The organism is Kitasatospora sp. Xyl93, from assembly GCF_055383135.1.
The window spans coordinates 6,034,557-6,054,958 of record NZ_AP029185.1 but is presented as its reverse complement, the minus strand read 5'-3'; the positions used below and the strand labels follow the sequence as shown (position 1 = coordinate 6,054,958).

Below are 20,402 nucleotides of genomic sequence, written 5' to 3'. Positions count from 1 at the left end.
GCTCACCGGCTGGCCTTGACGACGGCGAGGGCCTGGCCTTGGACGAGGGCGGTCAGGACGCCTGCCGCGTCCTTGACCTCCAGGCCGGCGGCGTCAGCGAGTTCGCCGATGCTGGCGGTGTCCCCGGTCAGCAGGATCCGCAGGGCGGGGGCGGCGCGCTCGGCGAAGTCCCACGCGGTGCCGGCTGCGGACAGGGTGACGGTCCCGGCGCCCGGGTTGCTGGTGAGTTCGGCGCGCGGGGCGGTGAGTCGCACCGCGATCTCCTTGTCCGCGGGAAGGGAGTCCACGTAGGGCAGGGACGGTGCCGGTCGGCCGAAGTGGGTGGTGCCGGTGGACCGTGCCCAGCGGTCGATCAGGTTGGGGTCGGACAGCGCGGTGAGCACTGCGGTCCGCAGCTCGTTCTGGTACGCGGCCTTCGCGTCCGCCGCGGCGTGGCACGGAATGTCCATCCGCATAACGGTGCTCTCGTGCAGCTCATCCACCAGCCACCCGACGAGGGTGGCGCCGGTCTGGGCGACGAGTCCGAACGTGAGGTGGAGCGACTCGGTGCCCTGGTCGGCGGTGACGCTGTGCCACCATCCGCGAGGCAGGTAGAGGACGTCACCCGGGTGGAGGACGAAGTCCGCGACGGGCTCGCCTTCGGGCTCGTCCGGTGAGTCCACGTCGCGGAAGGTGGGTGCTTGCCGGGTCGGCTCCCACAGCCGCCATCGCTTCGCCCCGTACTGCTGGACCACGATCACGTCGTGGTCGTCCCAGTGCCGGCCGAAGCCCTCCTGCTCGGTCCAGGACGCGTAGGCGTTGGTCTGCACGGTTGTGCCGACGAAGCGTTCCAGGTCCTCGGCGGCGCTTCGGATCGGCGGGTGGATCTCGTCGATCGCGTCCACGACGAGGGAGGCGCCTTCGGCGAGCCTGGCGTGAAGCTGGGCGGGGTGTAGCCGGTTCCAGGTCACCCCGCGTCGGTTGGTGGTCGGCGTCGAGTACCGGCTGACGGGGACGGTCCGGCCGTCCTGCGAGAGTCGCAAGCGGGGCGGCTCAATGCGGTGGGTGGCGAGGATGGTGTTCAGATCGTCCCAGGACAGGAGGGGCGCGCGTTGGGCTCCTTCTGCGGGGATCACGGCGTAGGAGCGGTGGAGCGCCTGGGTGAGGAAGTGGTCCCCACCCAGGCGCACCGCCCACGAGGCGGTCTCAGGCATCGTGGGCGTCCTGCTCAGGTGTCGTTCTGGTCGGATCGGCCGCCGGTGTTGTCGGACGGCACGTCGGCCCGGGAACGGGCGGCTCGGATGTTGCGGACGGCGACCAGCAGGCCGCCCTCGTCGTCGTGAACGGCGGGCGTGGTGCTCTCCATGCCTTGTCCTCTCTTCCAGTGGTATCGCCGGGGTGTCCGGCGAGACCTACGAAAGCGCTGCGAACCGTCTTTGAACAGAGCAGAATTGATGCATTGATGCTGCATCTGTGCGGCAAAGCGTCCGCTGGCCTGGCAGCTTCTGGCGCAAGCGGGTTCCGGCAGGCTTAGGGACGGTCGATGGGGGCACGGCGCGAGCGGTTCATCGCGTTGCGCGTGAGCGCGGGGTACACGCAGGAGTCCCTCGCGATCGCGATGGGGGTCGACCGGACGACAGTGGGCCGATGGGATCGCGGTCAGGCTGTGCCCCGTCCGTGGCAGATGCCGAAGCTCGCCGACCTGTTGAGGGTTGGTCAGCAGGAACTCTCCGAGGCGCTACTGGACGCCCCTGAGCGGACCGGGCCAAGCGACAACGTGGCGCCGGTGCAGAGCACTTCGCAGCTGGAGGGAGCTGGGCGGAAGGCTGCGACACCGGATTGGGAGGCTGCCGGCGCCGAGGAGATCACGGCCGGCGTGGCGTCCATGGCCCTCATGGACGGCGGCGTCCGGGTCGGCTGTCGGACGGCTGACGGGAGGATCGTCTTCGTGAGCCTGCCACGTCGGCCCCTGTTGCGAGGCGGCACAGCTGTCCTGGGCGTCACACCCTCAGCGGGATCCGCAGCATCCGGTGTCCGGGCAGTCCCGCCGGTGTTTTCCACTGAGATCCACCCGGTCGAGAACATGCGGTTGCTCCGCAGGTCGCTGGTCGAGTGCGACAACGTCCTGGGTCCTCGCGGAGTCGTCGCCACGGCCCAGGAGCACGTGCGACTCATCCAGCACCTTCGCCGCGAAGCCGCCGGCCGGGACCGGCACGACCTTCTGCAAGTGCAGGCCGAGTACGCCGAGTTCTGCAGCTGGCTCTACCAGGACAGCGGCGATCACCGTGCCGCCCAGTATTGGGCAGACCGCGCTGTCGACTGGGCGAGCGCCTCCGGCGAACAGGACCTGACCGCCTACATCATGGCGCGGAAGGCACAGCTCGCCGGCGACATGCAGGACTCCGTCGAGGCGATCGACCTCGCCACCGCGGCCCAGCGCTTGGCCGGCGCGGGAACTCGGTTGACCGCCATGGGCGCGGTGTACGCGGCCCACGGACACGCGCTGCTCGGCGACGAGAGGACCGCCCAGAACGCGTTCGACCAAGCTCTCGCGCTGCTCGCTAGGCCGCCGGAGGCACCGTTCGGCCGAGGCCGGTGGCTCAACGAGGCCTACGTGGAGGCTCAGCGCGCCCGGGCGTTGTCGTCCCTGGGGCGCCACCGGGAGGCGGCAGTCGGCTTTGAGAAGGCGATCCGGTCCCTGCCCGCGAGCTACCAGCGAGACCGCGGTGTCTACCTCGCCCGCTCGGCGATCGCCCAGTTCCACACCGCCGGTCCCGAGCACGCCGCCACAACCGCCACCTCGGCGCTGTCGATTGCGACGACGACCGGGTCGGCCCGGATCCTCACCGAGCTGGCGCACCTCGACACCCTGCTGCAAGGGTGTCGAGGCGTACCGGAAGTCGCCAACTTCCGGCAGGCGCTCGACAGCGTCCTGCTCCATGAAGTGTGATGACCAATCAGAGCCCCGTTGTCCCGAGAGAATGGACCGCCGATGGCCTCCCGCCCCTTCGTCCTGTTGAGTGTCGCGACCTCCGTCGACGGTCACATCGACGATGCCTCCCCCGAGCGTCTGCTGCTGTCCAACGCGGAGGATTTCGACCGCGTCGACCAGGTCCGAGCCGAATCCGACGCCATCCTCATCGGCGGAAACACCCTGCGCAGTGACAATCCCCGCCTGCTGGTCAACAGCGACAAGCGCCGCGCCGACCGGATCGCGGCCGGCAAGCCCGAGTACCCGCTCAAGGTCACCATCTCCGCCAGCGGCGACCTGGGCCGGGACCTCAAGTTCTGGCACTTCGGCGACAAGAAGGTCGTCTACACCACCGACGCTGCCGCACCGAAGCTTCGAGAAACGCTCGACGGCCTTGCCGACGTCGTGAGCACCGGCCCCACCGTCGACTTCGGCGCACTGCTCGACGACCTCGCCACCCGCGGTGTCGAGCGCCTCATGGTCGAGGGCGGCGGGCAGATCCACACCCAGTTCCTCTCCCAGGGCCTGGCCGACGAGATCCACCTCGCCATCGCTCCGCTGCTCGTCGGCGAAGCCGCCGCACCACGCTTCCTCCACCCGGCGAACTACCCCGGTGGAAGCGGCCACCGGATGGCACTTCTGGAAGCCCGGACGATCGGCGATGTCGTGCTGCTGAGGTACGCCCCCAAGCCGACGTCCGACTGATCTTCGGGGGCGCCACGCCCGTCGTAGAGCTCCCGTGCGGGAGAGCTACCGCTGTTGGCCTCGAAGGCTTCCTCGGCCCACGGCCGGGTACGGTGGCTCTCCAGGCGGCGGATAGCCGACGAGCAGCCAGCAGCGCATGCTGAGAGGACCGCGACTGTATGACTGAGGGCATCGGGCTCCCGCCCGAGTGGGTGGCCCGGAAGGTAGTGGCGTACGACGAGCTCCGGTCGGCGTCGGGCTCACTGTGGTGGCTGCAGTCGGATCCCGATCACGGCGGATGCCGCCGGGTCATGCGCGCCGACCGGTCAGGCACAGCCGTCGCGGTGACGCCCCCCGACTTCTCAGTCGGAGGTCAGCTCCACGCCTACGGTGGCGGCGCCTTCACGGTGACATCGGAGGGAGTCTGGTTCGTCGGTGACGACGGTTCCCTCCTCCGGCAAGTGGCTGGCCGCGTGCCCGAGCGGATCGACTCTGTCGTCGGTTCCGCGCAGTACGGAGATCTCGCTCCGGCACCGGGCGGCGGTCTGCTCGCGGTTCGCGGGGACGACACCGTGGACGAGATCATCGCCGTGTCCGCGACCGGGCACGCCCGGGTGCTGGTTCGCTCCCGCGAGTTCCTTGGCTCTCCTCGGCTGGCGGCGGGCACCCTGGCGTACGTGGAGTGGCAGCGCGACCAGATGCCGTGGGACAGCACTCGCCTCGTGCTGGCCGACATCCGATCGGACACCGTCGGGCCGACCCGCGTTGTGGCGGGCGGCTCCGATGAGTCGGTGGTGCAGCCGTCCTGGGGACCGGACGGCCTGCTGTACTTCATGTCGGACCGGACAGGGTGGTGGAACCTGTACCGGCTGCGCAATGGCGTGGTGGAGGCAGTCGCGCCGATCGACGCGGACTGCGCGCCCGCGCCCTGGGAGGGCGGCTACCAGTCGTACGGTTTCACCGGAGACGGCACCGTCGTGCTGACGGTGATGGACGGGTTCGCCACCGAGCTGCTCGCCGTCGACACCGAGAGCCGTCGGCGACGGCTCGGCTCGAATCTCACGTCCGTGAAGCCGTACGTCACCGTCGACGGCAGCCTCCTGGCCGTGGTCGGCTCCACGGCAAGCAGTCCGCCGGCCATCTGGTCGGTCGCTCTGGCAGCACGGGCGGACGCCCAGGCCCTCCCGGTCGGCAACGCTCGCGAGTTCCCTGTGCTCTGGAGGCCAGTTCCTCCCTCGGTCGAGACCATCGCGGGTCCGGGCGGGCCGGTGCGCTTCCTGCTGCACCTGCCGCCCGGAGACACGCGACCGGGTCCTCTCCTCATCCGGGCCCATCCCGGTCCGACAGACGATGTCCCCCTCCGACTGGACTGGGTCACTCAGTATTTCGTCAGCCACGGCTTCACCGTCGCCGAAGTTCTCTACCGAGGCAGTACGGGTCAGGGACGCGCCTTCCGGCAGTCGCTGCACGGCCACTGGGGCGCCTACGACGTCGACGACTGCGCGGCCGTCGCGGAACATCTCCTGAGGATCGGCCAGGCGACTCCTGGAGCGGTGTTCGTCAGCGGGGCGAGCGCGGGCGGATACACGGCGCTCCAGGCGGCATGCCGTCCGGGACCGTTCACTGCCGCTACGGCCATCTCGGCGATCATCGACCCCGCTCGGTGGGAGCTGTCTGTTCCGGCGTTTCAGCGTCCGCACGCAGCTGCGCTGCGAGGCCCGGCCGGCGCGGTGAAGCCCGAGCGGGTCCGCTGCCCCGTGCTGGTGATCCACGGCTCCGCCGACACGATCACGTCTGCGGAGGAGGCCATGCGCTTCGCCGACGAGCTGGCCGGCCGAGGCGGTGACCATGGCAGCCTGCTGCTGAAAGGCGGCGACCACTACCTGTCGGCGCCCTTGGCACGGGAGCAGGCGCTCCGCGCCGAACTCGACTTCTACCGGCGCATCATGAGCCGCCTGCCAGCATGACCGCCAGCCTGTCGGCGTCCGGCAGCACGGCCCGGGCGAACTCGCGCAGTTCCCGGACCGCGACGTAGTCGGCGTGTGTTTGCAGGTCGGCCAGGATGCCGGCCACCCGCTCGACGCACCGGCCTGATCCTGTCCTGGCGGCGTAGGCGACGGCATCGCGGCCGACCGCGCACGCCTGGTCGACGTCCCCGCTGCGCAGCCAGGTCGCGGCGAGCAGAGCGGCGTCGATCGCGCGCCGGCGGACTTTGTCCTTGCCGACGCCTCCGAGGGCGTCGGCAAGCTGGATCCTGGCGTCCGGCGCACGGCCGAGGTCGTGGAGGCAGTGGGCGACCTCATCCGCGAGGTAGGCGTGGGTGAAGTAGCGGATCCAGGTGGGTTCGTCTTCCACGCTGGCTGCTTCGAGGAGCTTCTCGGCTTCGAGGATCAGCTGGGTCGCCTCGCTTTCCCTCAGCATTCTGGCGTTCGCGCGGGCGACGACGGCGGTGATGGCCGCCCGTGTGGCCGGGCTCGCGGCGGTACCGGCTGCGGTGCGGGCGGAGGAGGCCCACCGCAGGGCGGTCTCCGGGTTCCCGCAGTGCAGGGCGAGGTGTCCGAGGTTCACTGCCACGAGGTAGGCACCGTACGCCTGATCGCCGGTTGTCGTCGTCAGGGCCAAGGCGCGCTGGTAGTACTCGAGGGCCCGATTGGGGTTGCCGATGTCGACGGCTTGGTACCCGGCAAGCTCGCAGAACCCGACCGTGAGCTGGGCACGTTGACGCGCGACCTGTTCATCGACGGCAGGCCGTCGCAGCAGGCCTTCGAGTTCGGTGTCGATGTAGGAGCTGACCTGCCGCCAGTGCTGACGGGCTCCGTGGGTGTGGTCGAGCTGGCGGAACATGCCGAGCATGCCCTCCGCGACAATGACGTCTTCTACCGTGACCCACAGCGACAGGGCGGGAGGTGGAGTGTTCGAGTTGACGGATGCCCAGTCGCTGATCAAGGCGTCTACCGCGGCGAGCCGCGGTCCGACATCGCCAAGCTCGGAAGCGGCTCCTTGCCAGGTGATACCTAGTCCCGGCTGTGAAAGCGCTGCCGCCGCAGACTCGCCGCGCTCCGCCTCTGCACCCGATCGGGGAGCGCAAGCAGCATCCGGGGTCCCGAAGACGGCGGAGCGCAACTCGTCCTGGGAGACCTTCAGGAGTTTGGCGAGCTTCGGCAACTGCCACGGGTGCGGCGTTGCCTTGCCGTTCTCCCACCGATGGATTGTCGTCCGGTCTACATCTATCGCCGTCGCCAACTGTTCCTGGGTGTAGCCGGCGGCCCTGCGCAACACAGCGAGCCGTCCCCATCGCGTCATTGCGCTCCCTCAGAGAATTTTTGCCGCTGACTTCGCAGGTCGTGGGCAGATTTTCAACATCAACGCCGCACGATGCAACAAGTCTGCACTGTCACACGGGCTTTGGCTGGTGGTTCCGTATGACCCACCCAAAATCCGGCAGCGCCAGTCGGCCCCGCCCATCGCACAGGCTCCGGCGGCCCGACGATTGCCCAGCCCTCCCGCCCGTGTTTCGGGCGCAATCGGCATCGCCTCCAGAAAGGACACCGGCCGTGGACACAGCCTTCGCCCTTGATCCAGGTCGGTTCGTCCAGCACCCTGCTGGTCACGACGGTGAGCTTCGTGGGGCTGTGGAGGAGTTGCAGCAGGGGCGCTGGATGGCTGCCCGCGCGGTGCTGGCGAGTTCGTGGGGCAACTGGCCGGCGTGGACGGCTCGTACCCAGGTGCTCGCCGCTGTCGCGTCGCGTACGGATGTCCTCGACCACTGGCGAGCCGAGGCCGCTGGCAGCGTCGGGCTGGTGACTCTCCTGGCGCGGGCGGCTGTGGAGCGGGCTCTCATGGCGAGTGCGCGGCCGACGGATCCCCGGACGGTTGCCCAGCTGGAGCACTCGGCCCGGGAGCTGTGCTGGGAGGCTGCGACCACGCTCACCGACGACCCGGTGCCGTGGATCTGCCTGCTCGCGCTGGCGCAGCTGGATCTCGGCCAGTCCCGTCCCGAGCACCGGGTTCCGGCGCCCGACCTGATGCTTCCGCCCGGGCCGTGGGGGCTTCTCGCCCAGGCCCGACGGGCGGACCCCTGGAACCGGGAGGCGTTCCACCGGATGCTCCGCGTCTGGCTCGCCCGCGGTAGCACCGGCATGGCGACCGAGTTCCTGGCGGCTTTCCTGCCCGGCGCGCCAGCGGGTTCGCCCTTGCACGCCCTTCCGCTGTACGTGTTCGTCGATCGGTATCGCCGTGCGGCGCGCAGGGACGCGGCCCAGCTGCAGTGGACGAGCGACGAGAGAGTCCGTGCCGCGGTGCTTCGGGCGTACGAGAACTGGCGGGCGGCGCCCGGCGAGCAGGGTCGGTGGCCGGTGGTGGACGAGAGCCATCTGGCGCACGCGCTTTGGGCGGCCCGTCGTCCCGTCGATGCTGCCGAGGTGTTCGCGGTGATGTCGCCGTTCGTGTCGTCCCAGCCGTGGGTGAGCGTCGGTGATCGGCCGGACGACCTCTTCCGGCAGGCCCTGGCCCAGTCGTGCGCCGCCGGCCGCTGACCTCTTCTCCCGCCCCGGTGAGCGAACCGGGACCCGACACCACCGACCTTCCTCGGAGGCTTCCTCATGCCGCGTTCTGAGCCCATTCCCCTTCCCCACGAGGATGACGACCATCTGCAGCTACTCGGGATCAAGCCCGAACTGGTGCGCAGGATGAGCCTGTTCGGCAACTTCGCCGTCAGCTTCTCGGTCATCTCGGTCCTCAGCGGCTGCATGACGTTGTTCGGATTCGGCCTGCTCAGTGGCGGCCCCGTCGTGATGATGTGGGGCTGGCTGGGTGTGGGCCTGGCCGTGCTGCTGGTCGGCATGGCGTTGGCCGAGGTCACCTCCGCTTACCCGACCAGCGGCGGCCTCTACTACATGGCCCGGCAGCTGGGCGGCCCGCGCTGGGGGTGGACGACGGGCTGGCTGAACCTTCTCGGCCTGCTGGGCGGGATCGCCGGGATCGACTACGGCGCCGCCTCGTTCATCGCGGCGTTCGCCGACCTGCAGTGGGGAGTGGAGGCAACCCCCGGCCTGATCCTCACGATCTTCGCCGGTGTCCTGGTGCTGCACGCCCTGCTGAACGTCTTCGCCGTTCGGGCGGTCAGCCTGTTCAACAGCATCTCGGTCTGGTGGCACATCGGCGGCGTGCTGGTGATCGTCGGCGTGCTCGCTGTCGTCCCCTCCCACCACCAGTCCCCCTCCTGGGTGTTCGGGCACTTCGCCAACGGCACCGGCTGGTCGAACCCGATCTACGTGTCGGCGGTCGGCCTGTTCCTGGCGGGCTATACCTTCTGCGGCTACGACGCGAGCGCCCACTTGAGCGAGGAGACGACGAACGCGCGGGTCGCCGCACCGCAGGGCATCGTCCGCTCGATCTGGGTCTCCCTGATCGCCGGGTTCGTGCTGCTGGCCGGCCTGCTGTTCGCGGTGCAGGACTACGCAGGCACCGCCGCGGCGGACGTGCCGCCCGCACAGGTCTTCCTGGACGCACTCGGGACCACCGGGGCGAAGGCCCTGCTGCTGATCGTGATCGGTGCCCAGTTGTTCTGCGGATCCGCCGAGGTCACCGCGTGTTCGCGGATGCTCTACGCCTTCTCCCGGGACAACGCACTGCCCGGCTCAGCGACTTGGCGCAGGGTATCGCCCCGCAGGGTTCCGGTGGCGGCGGTGTGGCTGTCGGTGGCGGTGGCGTTCGTCCTGGCAGTGCCGTCGATGTGGAACGCGGCTGCGTACGGGGCGGTCACCGCAGTCAACGTCATCGGCATGACACCGTCATACATCGTCCCCGTCTACCTGCGGCTGCGGCAGCGGGACCATTTCGTCCCGGGGCCGTGGAACCTGGGCCGATGGAGCCGGCCGGTCGGGATCACGGCGGTGGCGTGGGTGGTCGTGCTCACGGTGCTGGTGTGCCTGCCGCAGCGCTACCCGGTGACCGTGGAGTCGTTCAACTACGCCCCCGTGACCCTGCTGGTAGTCCTGGGGCTGGCGGCGCTGTGGTGGCGGCTGGCCGGAAAGCGGTTCTCCGTGCCGGTTGTCCAAGATCCGCACCTGGCCGCGGTCGAGGAGCAGATCGTATGAGGCCCGCGATGCGCACCGCCCGCTCCCTCTCGGCCCCGTCCGTCGACACCACCACGCTGGTCGGCCGACTGACGGAGCTGGTGGAGGTCTTGGGCCTGGACACCGTGATGCTGGCCACCGTCGATCCGCAGGGACGGCTCAAGGGCAAGGAGTTCGAGGCCGGGGTGCTGCTCGCTCGGCTGGCGTCGGGGCGGATCCGCCCGGAGGTGTGCGGGTACGTGATCGGCACGGACCTGGGCATGACGCCCCAGGACAGCGGCACGTTCTCCTGGGAGTCCGGCTTCGGCGACATCGGGCTGGTGCCCGATCTCGGCCGTGCCCGGGTGCTCCCGTGGGAGCCGGGCACTGCCGTGGTGTTCGCCCACCCGGTCGACGGTGACCGGCCGCATCCGCTGGCCCCGGCCACCATCCTGGACGAGCAGCTCGACCAACTCCAGGGCCTGGGCTACGAGGTGCGGGTCGGGATCGAGACCGAGTTTGTCGTCTACGAGGGCACGACCGCCGCCGCGGCGGCGGTCGGCTGGCGAAGGCTGCGTCCGGTGACGTGGGACAACCGCGACTACTCCCTCGACCGGACGACCGCGGCGGGCGGGTTCTCGCGGTCGCTGCGGCAGGCCCTGGCCGGGGCGGGGCTTCCCGTCGAGGCGGTCAAGCTGGAGAGCGCCCCGGGCCAGATCGAGGTCACGTTCCCCTACGGTCCGGCCCGGGAGGCCTGCGAGCAGCACGTGCTGTTCAAGCACGCAGCGCGGGCGCTGGCGGACCGGCAGGGCATGGCGGCGACGTTCATGGCGGCCCCGGCGGACGGGGTGGGCTCCGGGATGCACCTGCACCTGTCCCTGTGGGCGGGTGGCAAGCCGCTCCTCGCCCGTGCCGACGACCCGCACACGCTGTCGGAGCTGGGTGAGTGGGCCGTCGCCGGGCTGCTCGAGGTGCTGCCCGCCACCGCTCCGTTGTGGGCGCCGTACGTGAACAGCTACAAGCGCCTCGGGGGCCCGTTCGCACCGTCCAGGATCGCGTGGGGACGAGACAACCGCTCCTGTGCGGTGCGGGTGGTCGGCCACGGACCGGGCCTGCACCTGGAGGTGCGCCTGCCCGGCGCGGACGCCAACCCCTACCTCGCACTCGCCGCCGCCGTCGCCGCCGTGCGCCACGGCGTCACCGCAGATCTCAAGCCCGGCGAACCCGTCACCGGCGCCGCCGACTGGGACGACAACCTGCCCGAGGTGCCTCGCCACGCCTGGCACGCCATCAAGGCGTTCGAGACCAGCCCCCTCGCCTCCGCGCTGCTGGGCGAGCACGTCGTCACCCACCTCGCCTCCCTCGCCCGCCTGGACGTCGACCATCACGCCGCCCGCGTCACCGACGCCGAGCTGGCACGCGGCTTCGCCCAAGCCTGAGCCCCGGGACGGCCGCGGAGCCATACCCCCGAGCCCGCGGCCGTCCCGGTTCCACCCCACCCCCTGTTCCTGACCATGCCGGAGACCCTCATGGACACCACCGTCCACCCCCAGAAGAAGAGCGCGAAGCCCGCCCCCACCGGGCCCGGCCTGCTGACCAAGACCCACCTGGTCGGCGCCACCGAGTCCGGCATGGAGGGCCTGGCCCTGTGGCTGGCCTCCCGCGGCCTGGACGTCACCGGCAGCATCGACCCCGCCTACCAGGACAGCCCCGCCGCCGACCGGCTGCGCGCGGCCGGCGTAGAACTCACGGTCGGCTCCGACGCCCGGCACATCCGCAACGACCGCACCGCCGTGGTGTGGTCCGGGGTAGTCGTCGCCCCGCATCCCGAACTCGACCGGGCCCAGGCCATGGGACTGCCGGTGCTCGCCCGCGCGCACGCGCTCGCCATGCTCTGCGAGGACTTCGGCCATCTGCTGGTCGCCGTCGGCGGCAGCCACGGCACCACGACCGCGGCAGCCGTTCTGGCCGCGGCCCTGGCCGACGGCCGAACCGGCTGGATCCTCAACGCCCCCGCCGTTGGCGGTACCCCCGGCCAGGGCGGCGGCCGACGCCTCGTCGTGGACCTGTGCCCGGACGCCGGCACGCACGAGGCCGCACCCCCCGGATCCTGGACCTACCGCCCGCACGGCCCGAACCTCTACCGGCGCCCGTCCCCGTCGGTAGCGCTGATCACCGCCGTCGCAGCGAACGCCCCGCACTTCGCGGACAACATCGAAGCCCTGGACGCCGCCACCAGCCTCGCCCGATCCGCCGGCACCGTGGTCCTGCCAACCTGGGACACCGGCGCCAGGATCGTGCACGAGAGGCTCACCGACCGCCCCGGCCCCACCGTCGTCACCGTCGGCCTCGACGAGAGCGCCGACGTCTGGGTTCTCAAGCCCCGCTGGCTCGGCACCGGTTACCTCCTCACCCTGTGCCATCAGGGCGAGCAACACCAGCTCGTCGCGCCGATCACCGGCGACCACCACGCCCTGGCGGCCTGCGCCGCCATCGCCACCGCCCTCGTTGCCGGCGAGAACGCGAAGGCCATCGCCGAACGCCTCGCCCGTTTCGAAGGGGTGGAGCGCTCCCTGACCGAACTCGGGGCTACCCGAGCGCAGATCACCGTCCGCGACTCCCGTGCCCGGCACCCCCAGGAGGTCAGGGCGGACGTCGAGGCCGCCCGGTTCCTGACCGAGGGCTCGGTCATCGCGGTGCTGGAGCCGGACGGCATCGCCCGCACCAGCGCCCACGCCGCCGAGCTCGGCGCCGCCCTCGCCAAGGCCGACCACGCCGTACTGCTGCCGGCCGCCACCCCGCTGACCACGCTGAACGTCCCCGACCCACTCGACACCGTCGCCACCGCCGCCACCACGGCCCTGAGCGCCGACCGCGTCCACCGAGCCTGCTTGGGTCCGTGCGAACCCGGCGTCGAGCAGCTCGTCACCCACCTCGCCGAGCCCGGCGACCTGGTGCTCGTCATCGGCACCGGCGAAGCCGCCCGCCTCGGTCCCCGGCTGCTGGACCGCCTCACCCGAACCGGTCCCCCCACCACTGACCGTCCGTGAACCGCCCGCCGATCACCGGAGCTGCCGCCATGGCTACCACCCTGCCCGCCCACAATCTGCCCGAACGCGACATCCGGCTCCTCGTCCACATCGCCGCCGAGTCCCAGACCCGCACGATCGCGGCCGACCCCGCCCTCACCCTGGTCCCTTCCGAGGTCGACGCCGCCGTCCGCGCGCTGTTCACGGCCACCGGCACGCGCACCGTGCTGCAACTCGTCGCCTGGGGCGCCGCGCACGGCATCGTCACCGGCACGACCCAGCCCTGCACCGCGCTCACCACCGCGGTCCAGCTCCCGCGGCGCCTCCAGCGGGTCCTCGTGGGCTGGGTCGGCGGGCGCACCGCCCCGGAGCTGGCGGCCGACTTCGGCGTCTCGACCGGCACGATGCGCGGGTACGGCCGGGACCTGCGCTCCTGGCTGGGGGTCCGTAACCAGCTGCAGGCGAGCATCGCCGGCGTGCTGGCTGGCCTGGTCCTGCTCAGCGACATCGACCCCACGTGGCCCGCCGAGCCAGTCGACCGTGTCACCACACCCTGCGGCCGAGCGGCGTGAACACCCGTCGCACCAGCGGCCGGGCCGCCGTCGGGCTGGTCTGCTTCCTGCTGGGAGTCCAGGTCGGGGCCGCCGCCGTCTACCTCCTCCAGCACCGCACCAAGCTCGCGCAGCCGCTCTGTCTGGCGATCTTCGTCCTCGTGGCCTTCGGCACCCTTGCCGTCGCTGACCGGCTGATCGCCTCACGCTCTGCGCCCAAACGCCGGTCCGGCTCCTCCCCTCAGTAGCCGTACTCGCCGGCCGGCTGAGCATCGCACCACCCATGGCGGCCGTTCGGGCCTGGGCCGCACCCCTTCGACCCCAGAGAAAAGATGAGCACCTTACGACCACCTGCCAACGGACTGGCGGCCTGCGACCTGGACCGCCACCTGATCAACCGCGCAGGCATCCCCTTCGACGCCAACGCGCTGGCCGAGCTGCCTGTCACCCGCCTGTCGGGGGCCGCGCCGATGCTTCTGGCTGCGGGCGCCCCCGTGCCAGCCACCGTCTCCGGCGGTGCGCGGTGAGACTGGTCGAGTACCCGGAGCACTACACCTCCGACGGCGCCCCGTCGCTCTACCTGGCCGGTTCGGGCGCCGGCCGTCCCGGCTGGCAGACCCACGCCGTCGCCCTCCTGGCCGCGGCCGGCTTCACCGGAACCGTCCTCAACCCCCAGCCCCTCACCCACCTCGGCTCCGGGACGGGAACACCGGCCGGCTGGCAGGAGCACAACCTGCGGCGGATCGGCGTCGTCCTCCTATGGTGCCCACACGGCGCGCAGCAGGTCCTCGATGTCCGGCAGCGGCTCCTCCACCGCTCGCGCACCGGACTGGTCGTCGGGTGCGACGGGGAAGACCGCGTCCAGCGGTTCGTCCGCGCCGAACTGCTTGGCACGATGCCCCGGTTGGCCGTCGCCACCGATCTCGCCGCCGCCGTTCGCGCTTCTCTCGACCACCTCAGCTCCCCGGCCACCGCCCGGCGCTGAACGCCGCCACCGCTGTCAGGAACACCATGCCCACGCTCTCTGCCCCGCACAGCTACCGGTCCCTCATCGAGGGCCACGGCCTCATCGGCAACACTGCCACCGGCGCCCTCGTCCGCTTCGACGGCACCATCAGCTGGCTGTGCCTGCCCCGGTTCGATTTCCCAGCCGTCTTCGCCGCCCTGCTCGGCACCGAGGAACACGGCTTCTGGCGCATCGGCCCCGCTGCCGACAGGTTCTCCTGGCAGCTGACGGGCGCCACTCCTCGGAAGCACCTGCAACACCGAGCGCCTCCAGAACCGGATCACCGCCCTGGCGGAGGCGTGACCGCCCGCTTCCCGCAGAGCACGGCCCGATTGTCAGCGCCTCGTGGCACACTGCCCTGTTCGACCCGCAACCGCCTTACCAACATGACGAGTTGGGGACGTTCACCGGATCGTGTGGCATCTGTTGCGACACGCCGACGCGGCCCCGCCGGGCCGCCTACGGTGGAACACCCGCCCATGCACTCACGTACGACGAACGATCACCAGTTTGATCGCAGCTTCGCCGCCCTGAACCGGCCGCGCTCCCCGCGCCGTTTCCCTCCCGCCCCTGAAGGAGACGTCCCGTGCCACACACGCTGGTTGTCGGAGTCCACCTGGTCCTGATCGAGAACGGCCGGGTGCTGCTCGGACAGCGCGCCAACACCACGTTCGCCTCCCCCCACTGGCACGCTCCGGCCGGCCACCTCGAAGCGGGAGAGTCCGTCCTGGCCGGCATGGCTCGCGAGGCCGATGAGGAACTCGGCATCACCATCCGGGAGGAGGACCTCGACCTGGTGCACACCCTCCACCACCTTGACGCCGACGACGGTGCCGGACGCCTCCAGCTGTTCTTCGCCCCGCGCGTGTACACCGGCAAGGTCACCAACCGCGAACCGGACAAGTGCGCCGCCCTCCGCTTCTGGCCGCTGGACGGGCTTCCGGAGCCGATCGTCGGCTACACCGCCGATGCGCTCGCGCAGATCACCGCCGGTCGCCCGCTGTCCGTCGCCGGATGGCCGGCATGAGCACCACGAGCCACCCGGGGCTCCCGGCGGCCGGAGCGCCTGTGGGGAGCGCGGAGACCCGTCTTGTGGTCGTTCGGGGAAATTCGGCGTCGGGCAAGTCGTCGGTAGCGGCGGGCGTTCGGGACCGGTTCGGGCGGGGCCTGGCCGTGGTCGCGCAGGACAACCTGCGCCGCATCGTGCTGCGCGAGCGGGACCGGCCGGGCGGCGCGAACATCGGCCTGATCGACACGGTGGCCCGGTACGCGCTGGGCGCCGGCTACCACGTCGTCATCGAGGGCATCCTGTACGCCGATCACTACGGCGAGATGCTCCAACGCCTGGTGGACGACCATCTCGGCGTCACCCGCTGCTACTACCTCGACATCCCGATCGACGAAACGCTGGTCCGCCACGCCTCGAAGGCCGATCGCGAATACCTGGCGGCCGTCACCGAGCGGGAACTGCGCGACTGGTACCGCGAACACGACCTTCTACCGGGCGGAATCGAGACCGTCATCGGCAGCGACAGCACCCTGCGCGACACGGTCGACCGCATCATGCGCGACACCGCGCTCTCGGAGTTGCCCGCCCGCGACAACTAGAAGCAGCTGCTCGACCGTCGTGTCCGCTCCACCTGTTGAGAGGAGAACTGAAGTGTCCTTACCCGATCCGCGTGTTCGCCCTGCCACGCCGCAGGACGCTGACGAGTTGCTTCGGCTGCGCGTCGCCGTGCTGACCGGCGAACCGGTCACCGACCAGTGGCGAACGACCTTCCGCGACGACATGCTCCAGCGCCTGGGCAACGACCCCAACCTGCTCGCCTACGTCGCCGACGGCCCCGGCGGCAGCCTCACCGCCTGCGCGGTCGGCATCGTCTACCGCGGCTACTGCGGCCCCACGTACCCGACCGGGCAGTGGGCCGGGATCCACACGGTCGTCACGGACCCCGGCAACCGCCGCCAGGGCCTCGCCCGTGCCGTCACCAGCGCCCTGGTCACCGCGATCAAGCAACGCGGCTGTTCCATCGAACTGCGCGCCACCGACGCCGGCGCCCCGCTCTACCGCAGCCTGGGCTTCGAGCCCGTCGACGGCTTCATGACGCTGCGCTCCACCTCACCAGGGCGGACCGGCTAACCTCCGCAGCTCCGCCCTCCCGCCCTGCCACTTCAACGAGGAGCACCCTGATGCACGAGACGAGCAGGCTGTCGGTCGGCGTCATCGCGCACGACCTGGACACCGACCGGATCGCCACCGTCCACTACGCGCAGCGCAGTTGGACCCCGGGGCCCGCATGGACGATCCCCGGCGGGAAGGTCGACCCCGGGGAGGAGATCCCCGACGCTGCCGCCCGGGAGCTGGGTGAGGAAGCCGGGCTCATCGCCCGGCCGTCCGACCTGCGCCTGGTGCACACCATCCAGGCCAAGGAGGGCTGGGACGGGCGCGGCGGGTTCGTTCTCTTCGTCTTCGCCACCAGCGAGTTCACGGGCGAGCTGGCCAACGTCGAGCCGGATAAGCACCTGGAGGTGCGCTGGCACCCCGCCACCGCCGTCCTGCCCAGCCCGATGTTCCCGACGTCCAAGGCCGCGGTGGAGGCGTACCTGGCCGGCGGGCCCGCGTTCTCCACCCACGGATTCGACCCCGCCTCCGGACAACGGCAGCTCGTCGAGACGTGACCGGCGCCAGCCGGGCACCATGCCGGGCGGGCGCACTCGCCCGGCATGGTTCCGACCGCTCGCCCCCCGCCCTGGTCCGCACCCGTCGCCCCACGGTTACGCCGAACCCTGACGGCACTGGCACCCGACCACCGCGTTCCCCCCTCTACGAAAGGGAGTATGTGACCAGCACGCCCAAGACCTGGACGGACCCGGTGCCGGACAGCGAGCAGCTCCTGTTCGGCGGGCCGATGCGCTACGACTACGGCTGGGCCAAGCACGAGATGGCCAGCGGCAAGGTGACGTTCTGGGCGGTCGCGCGGCAGATGCCGCACTTCCTGCGCCTGGCCGGACGGATGGCATGGCAGGCCGACCGCGCGGCGCTGCTGACCCTGGTCGGCGCCGAGGTCCTGCGCGGCCTGGCCGCCGCCTTCGCGCTGATCGCCACCAACCACGCTCTGGCCGCGCTGCTCGCCCCCGGCCATGTCGCCGACGTGCTGCGGGCCGCTCTCCCGGCGATCGTGGCGGTCGGGGTGATCGCGGGCCTGTCCTCGGTGCTGTCCGCAGCCTCGGGCTGGGCCGGCGGGCGGCTGGAACCGGCGGTCTTCCGCAGGGCCACCATCGAGTTCCTGGGCATCGTCAGCCGCTCCGAGCTGGAGGCGATCGAGGACCCGGCGTTCCTCGCCGAGGTGGACAGCGCCCGCTGGGGCGCAATGTCCCTGCAGAGCATCATCGGCCAGGCCACCTCCGTCCTCACCGCCACCTTCGGCCTCGTCTCCGCCGCTGGCGTCCTGTCCGTCCTCCACCCCGCCCTGCTGCCCATGCTGGTGCTGATCACCGCCCCGCGCGGCTGGGGCGCTGTACGCACCGCCCGCCGCCACTACGCCTCCACGCGGGCGTGGCTCCAGCACTCCCGGGCCAGCACGGCGCTGGCGGACATGCTGATCCGCCCGTACTCTGCGGCAGAGCTGCGGGTGCACGCCTGCGGGCCGTTCATCCTCCACCACTACGAGCAGATGGCCCGTGCCGCCGAGCAGGAGCAGGCCCGCCTCGCTGGAGCCCGGGCCCGCACCGACCTGCTCTCCGCGACGCTGGCCGGCGCGGCCACCGTCGGCGCCTTCGCCCTGCTGGGTTCGCTCGTCATGAGCGGTGCGATCCCGCTCGCCGCCGCCGGCACCGCCGTGGTGGCCATCCGCACCGGCTCGGCCAGCATCGGCGGCCTGGTCTCCCAGATCAACCGTCTCTACGAGGAATCGCTGTTCGTCCGCGACCTCGACCAGCTGCGCCGCGAGGGCCACCGCCGGGCGATCCCCACCGGCGGCACACCGCTGCCCGAGCGCCCCGAGACGATCACCGTCGAGGGTGTCTCCTTCACCTACGACGGCCGCGACACCCCCGCGCTGGACAAGGTCACCCTCACGATCCCCCGGGGCAAGGTCATCGCCCTGGTGGGAGCCAACGGTTCGGGCAAGTCCACCCTGGCCAACATCCTGTGCGGGGTCTACCAACCGCACCAGGGCCGCGTCCGGTGGGACGGCATCGACACCGCAACCGCCGACCGCGACCAGCTCTTCAGCAGCGTTGCCCTGCTCGCACAGAACTTCCAGCGCTGGTCCTTCACCCTGCGCGCCAACCTGCTCCTCGGCCGCCCCGACGTCCCGTGCGACCAGCGGCAGCTGGAGACTGCCGCCGACTACGCCGACCTCCACCCCGTGATCGAAGAGTTGCCCCGCAGCTGGGACACCCTCATCGCCAAGGGCTTCGAAGGTGGTGTTGGCCTGTCCGGCGGCCAGTGGCAGAAGGTCGCCCTCGCCCGCACTCACCTGCGCCTCACCACACCCGACGCCCACGGCCGCCTTCCCGCCCTCGTGGTGGTCGACGAACCAACCTCCGCCATGGACCCGGAAACCGAAGTCGAGGCGTTCGAGCAGATCCGCCAACTCACCGCCCTCGGCGTCACCGTCATCCTCATCACCCACCGCCTCGGCGCCACCGCCAAGGCCAACCACATCTTCGTCCTCGACCACGGCCGCCTCATCGAACAGGGCACCCACACCGAGCTGATGACCCAGCAACCGGCCACCCGCTACCGCGAGTCCTACCTCCTCCAAGCCGCCCAGTACGACCTCGGCGACCGCCTACCCCACCAGACGGCCCCGACCACCGCCAGCGCCTAAGCCGCTCGTTCCGCAGCCCCCGATCCGAGTTGATCCGACCAGCAGGGAGAAGCCAGTGAGTACACCAACCCCGCCCAAGCCGCAGCCGTCAGCCCCCGCCACCTCGTGGGACGACCTGCTGGGCTGCGGCACCGAGCACGTCCAGCGCGCCTTCCACGAACTCACCGCCGCCACCCGCGACTACGCCGGACACAGCCCCGACCTGATCTGGGGCAACCTGCAGGCTCCCGCGTACTCGGTGGGGTAGCCGATCTCGGTGATGTCCTCGGCCAGGTCTGCGACAGTCAGCTCAGTGTTGAGGACACGGACCACGTCGTCAACGAGCGGGCGCACCGCACAGATGCCCTGCACGACACTGGTGGCGCAATGGCGTCACGACCGGGGAGGTGACGGCACAGCGACATCGCGGCCACGCTCCGGTGAACGCGGCCGGACCGACCCCGCACGGCCCGCTCGGTGGTGCGGAGTTGGCCCGGAGGGAGCGGCCCATACGCCGCCGTGTCAGTCGAGGCCCTCCAGCGCGAGCCCGACGGCAGCGGCCGGGCTGTCCGCCGCAACGAGGCCCGGGACGGGCTCGCCGTGCGCATCGGTGATCTGCCAACCGCCCAGACCCACCACCGGTTTGCCGCCCTGCCGCACGGCCATCGCCACTTCGGAGAGCGTCCCCCACGACCCGCCGACGACGATGACCGCATCTGCGGATCCGACCAGGACGCTGTTCCGGGCCTGGCCCATGCCGGTGGCGACGGCAGCCGTCAGGTGGGGCGAAGCTCCGGACCGGTCCGCGCCCGACAGAACGCCGATGACGAGGCCGCCCGCTCCTGCCGCCCCCTGCGCGGCGCCGGCCATGACACCGCCGTAGCCCCCGCAGAGCACGACCGCGCCCGAGCGCGCCAACAGGGCACCGACCTCCCGGGCCGCCGCCGCCTCGGCCGCACTGCACTCCGCGGGCCCGCACACCGCCACCTGGATCATCACCGCTCCTTCCGCAACCGCCGGCAAGCAAGCCGCCAGTACACACCGGAACAGAGGCCGGCGCCCCGCGCAGCGCCGGTGGGCGAGTGCGGCCGCAGGCTTCGAGAGGCGGCGTGCGGATCCGCACCCTCGCCCGCGGGCGCCCGCCGACCACGAGACTGCCAGACTGTGGAGCGACGGCGTCCACCGACGGCTGCCCCGGGCCCTTCACCGTTCTGGCCGGCCGCCTGCTGACCGACCAGAGCCAGCGCGCCCGCGGCAACCCTGTGGGTCGGGCCCGGCAGCCACCTGCGTACCGCCACCTGGCTGCACGAAC

The 20,402-nt window shown here is 71.2% G+C and carries 21 protein-coding genes and 1 pseudogene; 18 read left to right on the top strand and 4 right to left on the bottom strand.

Going from position 1 to position 20,402, the window contains the following annotated elements; translation table 11 throughout:
- Window positions 1–2: 2 nt before the first annotated feature.
- Both ACZ5GH_RS26805 and ACZ5GH_RS26800 read right to left on the bottom strand, forming a co-directional pair.
- Window positions 3–1,193 (bottom strand): cupin domain-containing protein, encoded by a 1,191-nt coding sequence (locus ACZ5GH_RS26805; RefSeq protein ID WP_464335439.1) that lies wholly within the window; start codon window positions 1,191–1,193, stop codon window positions 3–5.
- 14 nt (window positions 1,194–1,207) lie between these two features.
- Complete coding sequence (locus tag ACZ5GH_RS26800; protein WP_167745851.1) at window positions 1,208–1,345, bottom strand: hypothetical protein; 138 nt, start codon at window positions 1,343–1,345, stop codon at window positions 1,208–1,210.
- 177 nt (window positions 1,346–1,522) lie between these two features.
- Here ACZ5GH_RS26800 and ACZ5GH_RS26795 point away from each other — a divergent pair, with 177 nt between their 5' ends.
- The 3 genes from ACZ5GH_RS26795 to ACZ5GH_RS26785 all read left to right on the top strand — a co-directional run bounded on the left by ACZ5GH_RS26795 (window position 1,523) and on the right by ACZ5GH_RS26785 (window position 5,601).
- Window positions 1,523–2,929, top strand: coding sequence for a helix-turn-helix transcriptional regulator (locus ACZ5GH_RS26795; protein WP_464335438.1), 1,407 nt, complete (start codon window positions 1,523–1,525; stop codon window positions 2,927–2,929).
- Between the two features lie 42 nt (window positions 2,930–2,971).
- Window positions 2,972–3,655 carry a RibD family protein gene (locus ACZ5GH_RS26790; protein ID WP_464335437.1) on the top strand — a complete coding sequence of 228 codons (684 nt, stop codon included), beginning with the start codon at window positions 2,972–2,974 and terminating at the stop codon, window positions 3,653–3,655.
- Between the two features lie 158 nt (window positions 3,656–3,813).
- On the top strand, window positions 3,814–5,601 hold the full coding sequence (locus ACZ5GH_RS26785; RefSeq protein ID WP_464335436.1) for a S9 family peptidase: 1,788 nt from the start codon (window positions 3,814–3,816) through the stop codon (window positions 5,599–5,601).
- Here ACZ5GH_RS26785 and ACZ5GH_RS26780 read toward each other — a convergent pair.
- Complete coding sequence (locus ACZ5GH_RS26780) at window positions 5,579–6,937, bottom strand: helix-turn-helix transcriptional regulator (RefSeq protein WP_464335435.1); 1,359 nt, start codon at window positions 6,935–6,937, stop codon at window positions 5,579–5,581. The genes ACZ5GH_RS26785 and ACZ5GH_RS26780 overlap by 23 nt on opposite strands.
- 251 nt (window positions 6,938–7,188) lie before the next feature.
- On the opposite strand from ACZ5GH_RS26780, the gene ACZ5GH_RS26775 reads away from it, so the two are divergent.
- The 15 genes and pseudogenes from ACZ5GH_RS26775 to ACZ5GH_RS26705 all read left to right on the top strand — a co-directional run bounded on the left by ACZ5GH_RS26775 (window position 7,189) and on the right by ACZ5GH_RS26705 (window position 19,358).
- The gene (locus tag ACZ5GH_RS26775; RefSeq protein WP_464335434.1) at window positions 7,189–8,169 is read left to right on the top strand and encodes a hypothetical protein; all 981 of its coding nucleotides are present in this window, start codon (window positions 7,189–7,191) and stop codon (window positions 8,167–8,169) included.
- Between the two features lie 66 nt (window positions 8,170–8,235).
- The gene (locus tag ACZ5GH_RS26770; RefSeq protein ID WP_464335433.1) at window positions 8,236–9,732 is read left to right on the top strand and encodes an amino acid permease; all 1,497 of its coding nucleotides are present in this window, start codon (window positions 8,236–8,238) and stop codon (window positions 9,730–9,732) included.
- Window positions 9,729–11,129 carry a glutamine synthetase family protein gene (locus ACZ5GH_RS26765; protein WP_464335432.1) on the top strand — a complete coding sequence of 467 codons (1,401 nt, stop codon included), beginning with the start codon at window positions 9,729–9,731 and terminating at the stop codon, window positions 11,127–11,129. The genes ACZ5GH_RS26770 and ACZ5GH_RS26765 overlap by 4 nt, the downstream gene beginning before the upstream one ends.
- Window positions 11,130–11,204: 75 nt before the next feature.
- Complete coding sequence (locus tag ACZ5GH_RS26760) at window positions 11,205–12,740, top strand: Mur ligase domain-containing protein (protein ID WP_464335431.1); 1,536 nt, start codon at window positions 11,205–11,207, stop codon at window positions 12,738–12,740.
- A gap of 29 nt (window positions 12,741–12,769) precedes the next feature.
- Complete coding sequence (locus ACZ5GH_RS26755; RefSeq protein WP_464335430.1) at window positions 12,770–13,291, top strand: hypothetical protein; 522 nt, start codon at window positions 12,770–12,772, stop codon at window positions 13,289–13,291.
- Window positions 13,288–13,518 carry a hypothetical protein gene (locus tag ACZ5GH_RS26750; RefSeq protein ID WP_464335429.1) on the top strand — a complete coding sequence of 77 codons (231 nt, stop codon included), beginning with the start codon at window positions 13,288–13,290 and terminating at the stop codon, window positions 13,516–13,518. Before ACZ5GH_RS26755 ends, ACZ5GH_RS26750 begins: the two co-directional genes overlap by 4 nt.
- 84 nt (window positions 13,519–13,602) lie before the next feature.
- The gene (locus tag ACZ5GH_RS26745) at window positions 13,603–13,797 is read left to right on the top strand and encodes a hypothetical protein (protein ID WP_464335428.1); all 195 of its coding nucleotides are present in this window, start codon (window positions 13,603–13,605) and stop codon (window positions 13,795–13,797) included.
- The gene (locus ACZ5GH_RS26740) at window positions 13,794–14,255 is read left to right on the top strand and encodes a hypothetical protein (protein WP_464335427.1); all 462 of its coding nucleotides are present in this window, start codon (window positions 13,794–13,796) and stop codon (window positions 14,253–14,255) included. Before ACZ5GH_RS26745 ends, ACZ5GH_RS26740 begins: the two co-directional genes overlap by 4 nt.
- A 26-nt stretch (window positions 14,256–14,281) precedes the next feature.
- A pseudogene (locus ACZ5GH_RS26735) lies at window positions 14,282–14,479 on the top strand (trehalase-like domain-containing protein); the annotation flags it as partial.
- A gap of 383 nt (window positions 14,480–14,862) precedes the next feature.
- Window positions 14,863–15,303 carry an NUDIX hydrolase gene (locus ACZ5GH_RS26730; protein WP_464335426.1) on the top strand — a complete coding sequence of 147 codons (441 nt, stop codon included), beginning with the start codon at window positions 14,863–14,865 and terminating at the stop codon, window positions 15,301–15,303.
- Complete coding sequence (locus ACZ5GH_RS26725; RefSeq protein ID WP_464335425.1) at window positions 15,300–15,884, top strand: P-loop NTPase family protein; 585 nt, start codon at window positions 15,300–15,302, stop codon at window positions 15,882–15,884. The genes ACZ5GH_RS26730 and ACZ5GH_RS26725 overlap by 4 nt, the downstream gene beginning before the upstream one ends.
- Window positions 15,885–15,936: 52 nt before the next feature.
- Entirely contained in the window at window positions 15,937–16,416 is a 480-nt protein-coding gene (locus ACZ5GH_RS26720; protein WP_464335424.1) for an N-acetyltransferase family protein, read from the top strand.
- Window positions 16,417–16,466: 50 nt separating this feature from the next.
- Complete coding sequence (locus tag ACZ5GH_RS26715) at window positions 16,467–16,955, top strand: NUDIX domain-containing protein (protein ID WP_464335423.1); 489 nt, start codon at window positions 16,467–16,469, stop codon at window positions 16,953–16,955.
- A 161-nt stretch (window positions 16,956–17,116) separates the two neighbouring features.
- Window positions 17,117–19,111 (top strand): ABC transporter ATP-binding protein, encoded by a 1,995-nt coding sequence (locus ACZ5GH_RS26710; RefSeq protein WP_464335422.1) that lies wholly within the window; start codon window positions 17,117–17,119, stop codon window positions 19,109–19,111.
- A gap of 55 nt (window positions 19,112–19,166) precedes the next feature.
- Complete coding sequence (locus ACZ5GH_RS26705; RefSeq protein ID WP_464335421.1) at window positions 19,167–19,358, top strand: hypothetical protein; 192 nt, start codon at window positions 19,167–19,169, stop codon at window positions 19,356–19,358.
- 254 nt (window positions 19,359–19,612) lie between these two features.
- Here ACZ5GH_RS26705 and ACZ5GH_RS26700 read toward each other — a convergent pair whose 3' ends face one another.
- Window positions 19,613–20,086, bottom strand: coding sequence for a TIGR00725 family protein (locus ACZ5GH_RS26700; RefSeq protein ID WP_464335420.1), 474 nt, complete (start codon window positions 20,084–20,086; stop codon window positions 19,613–19,615).
- Between the last annotated feature and the right edge of the window lie 316 nt (window positions 20,087–20,402).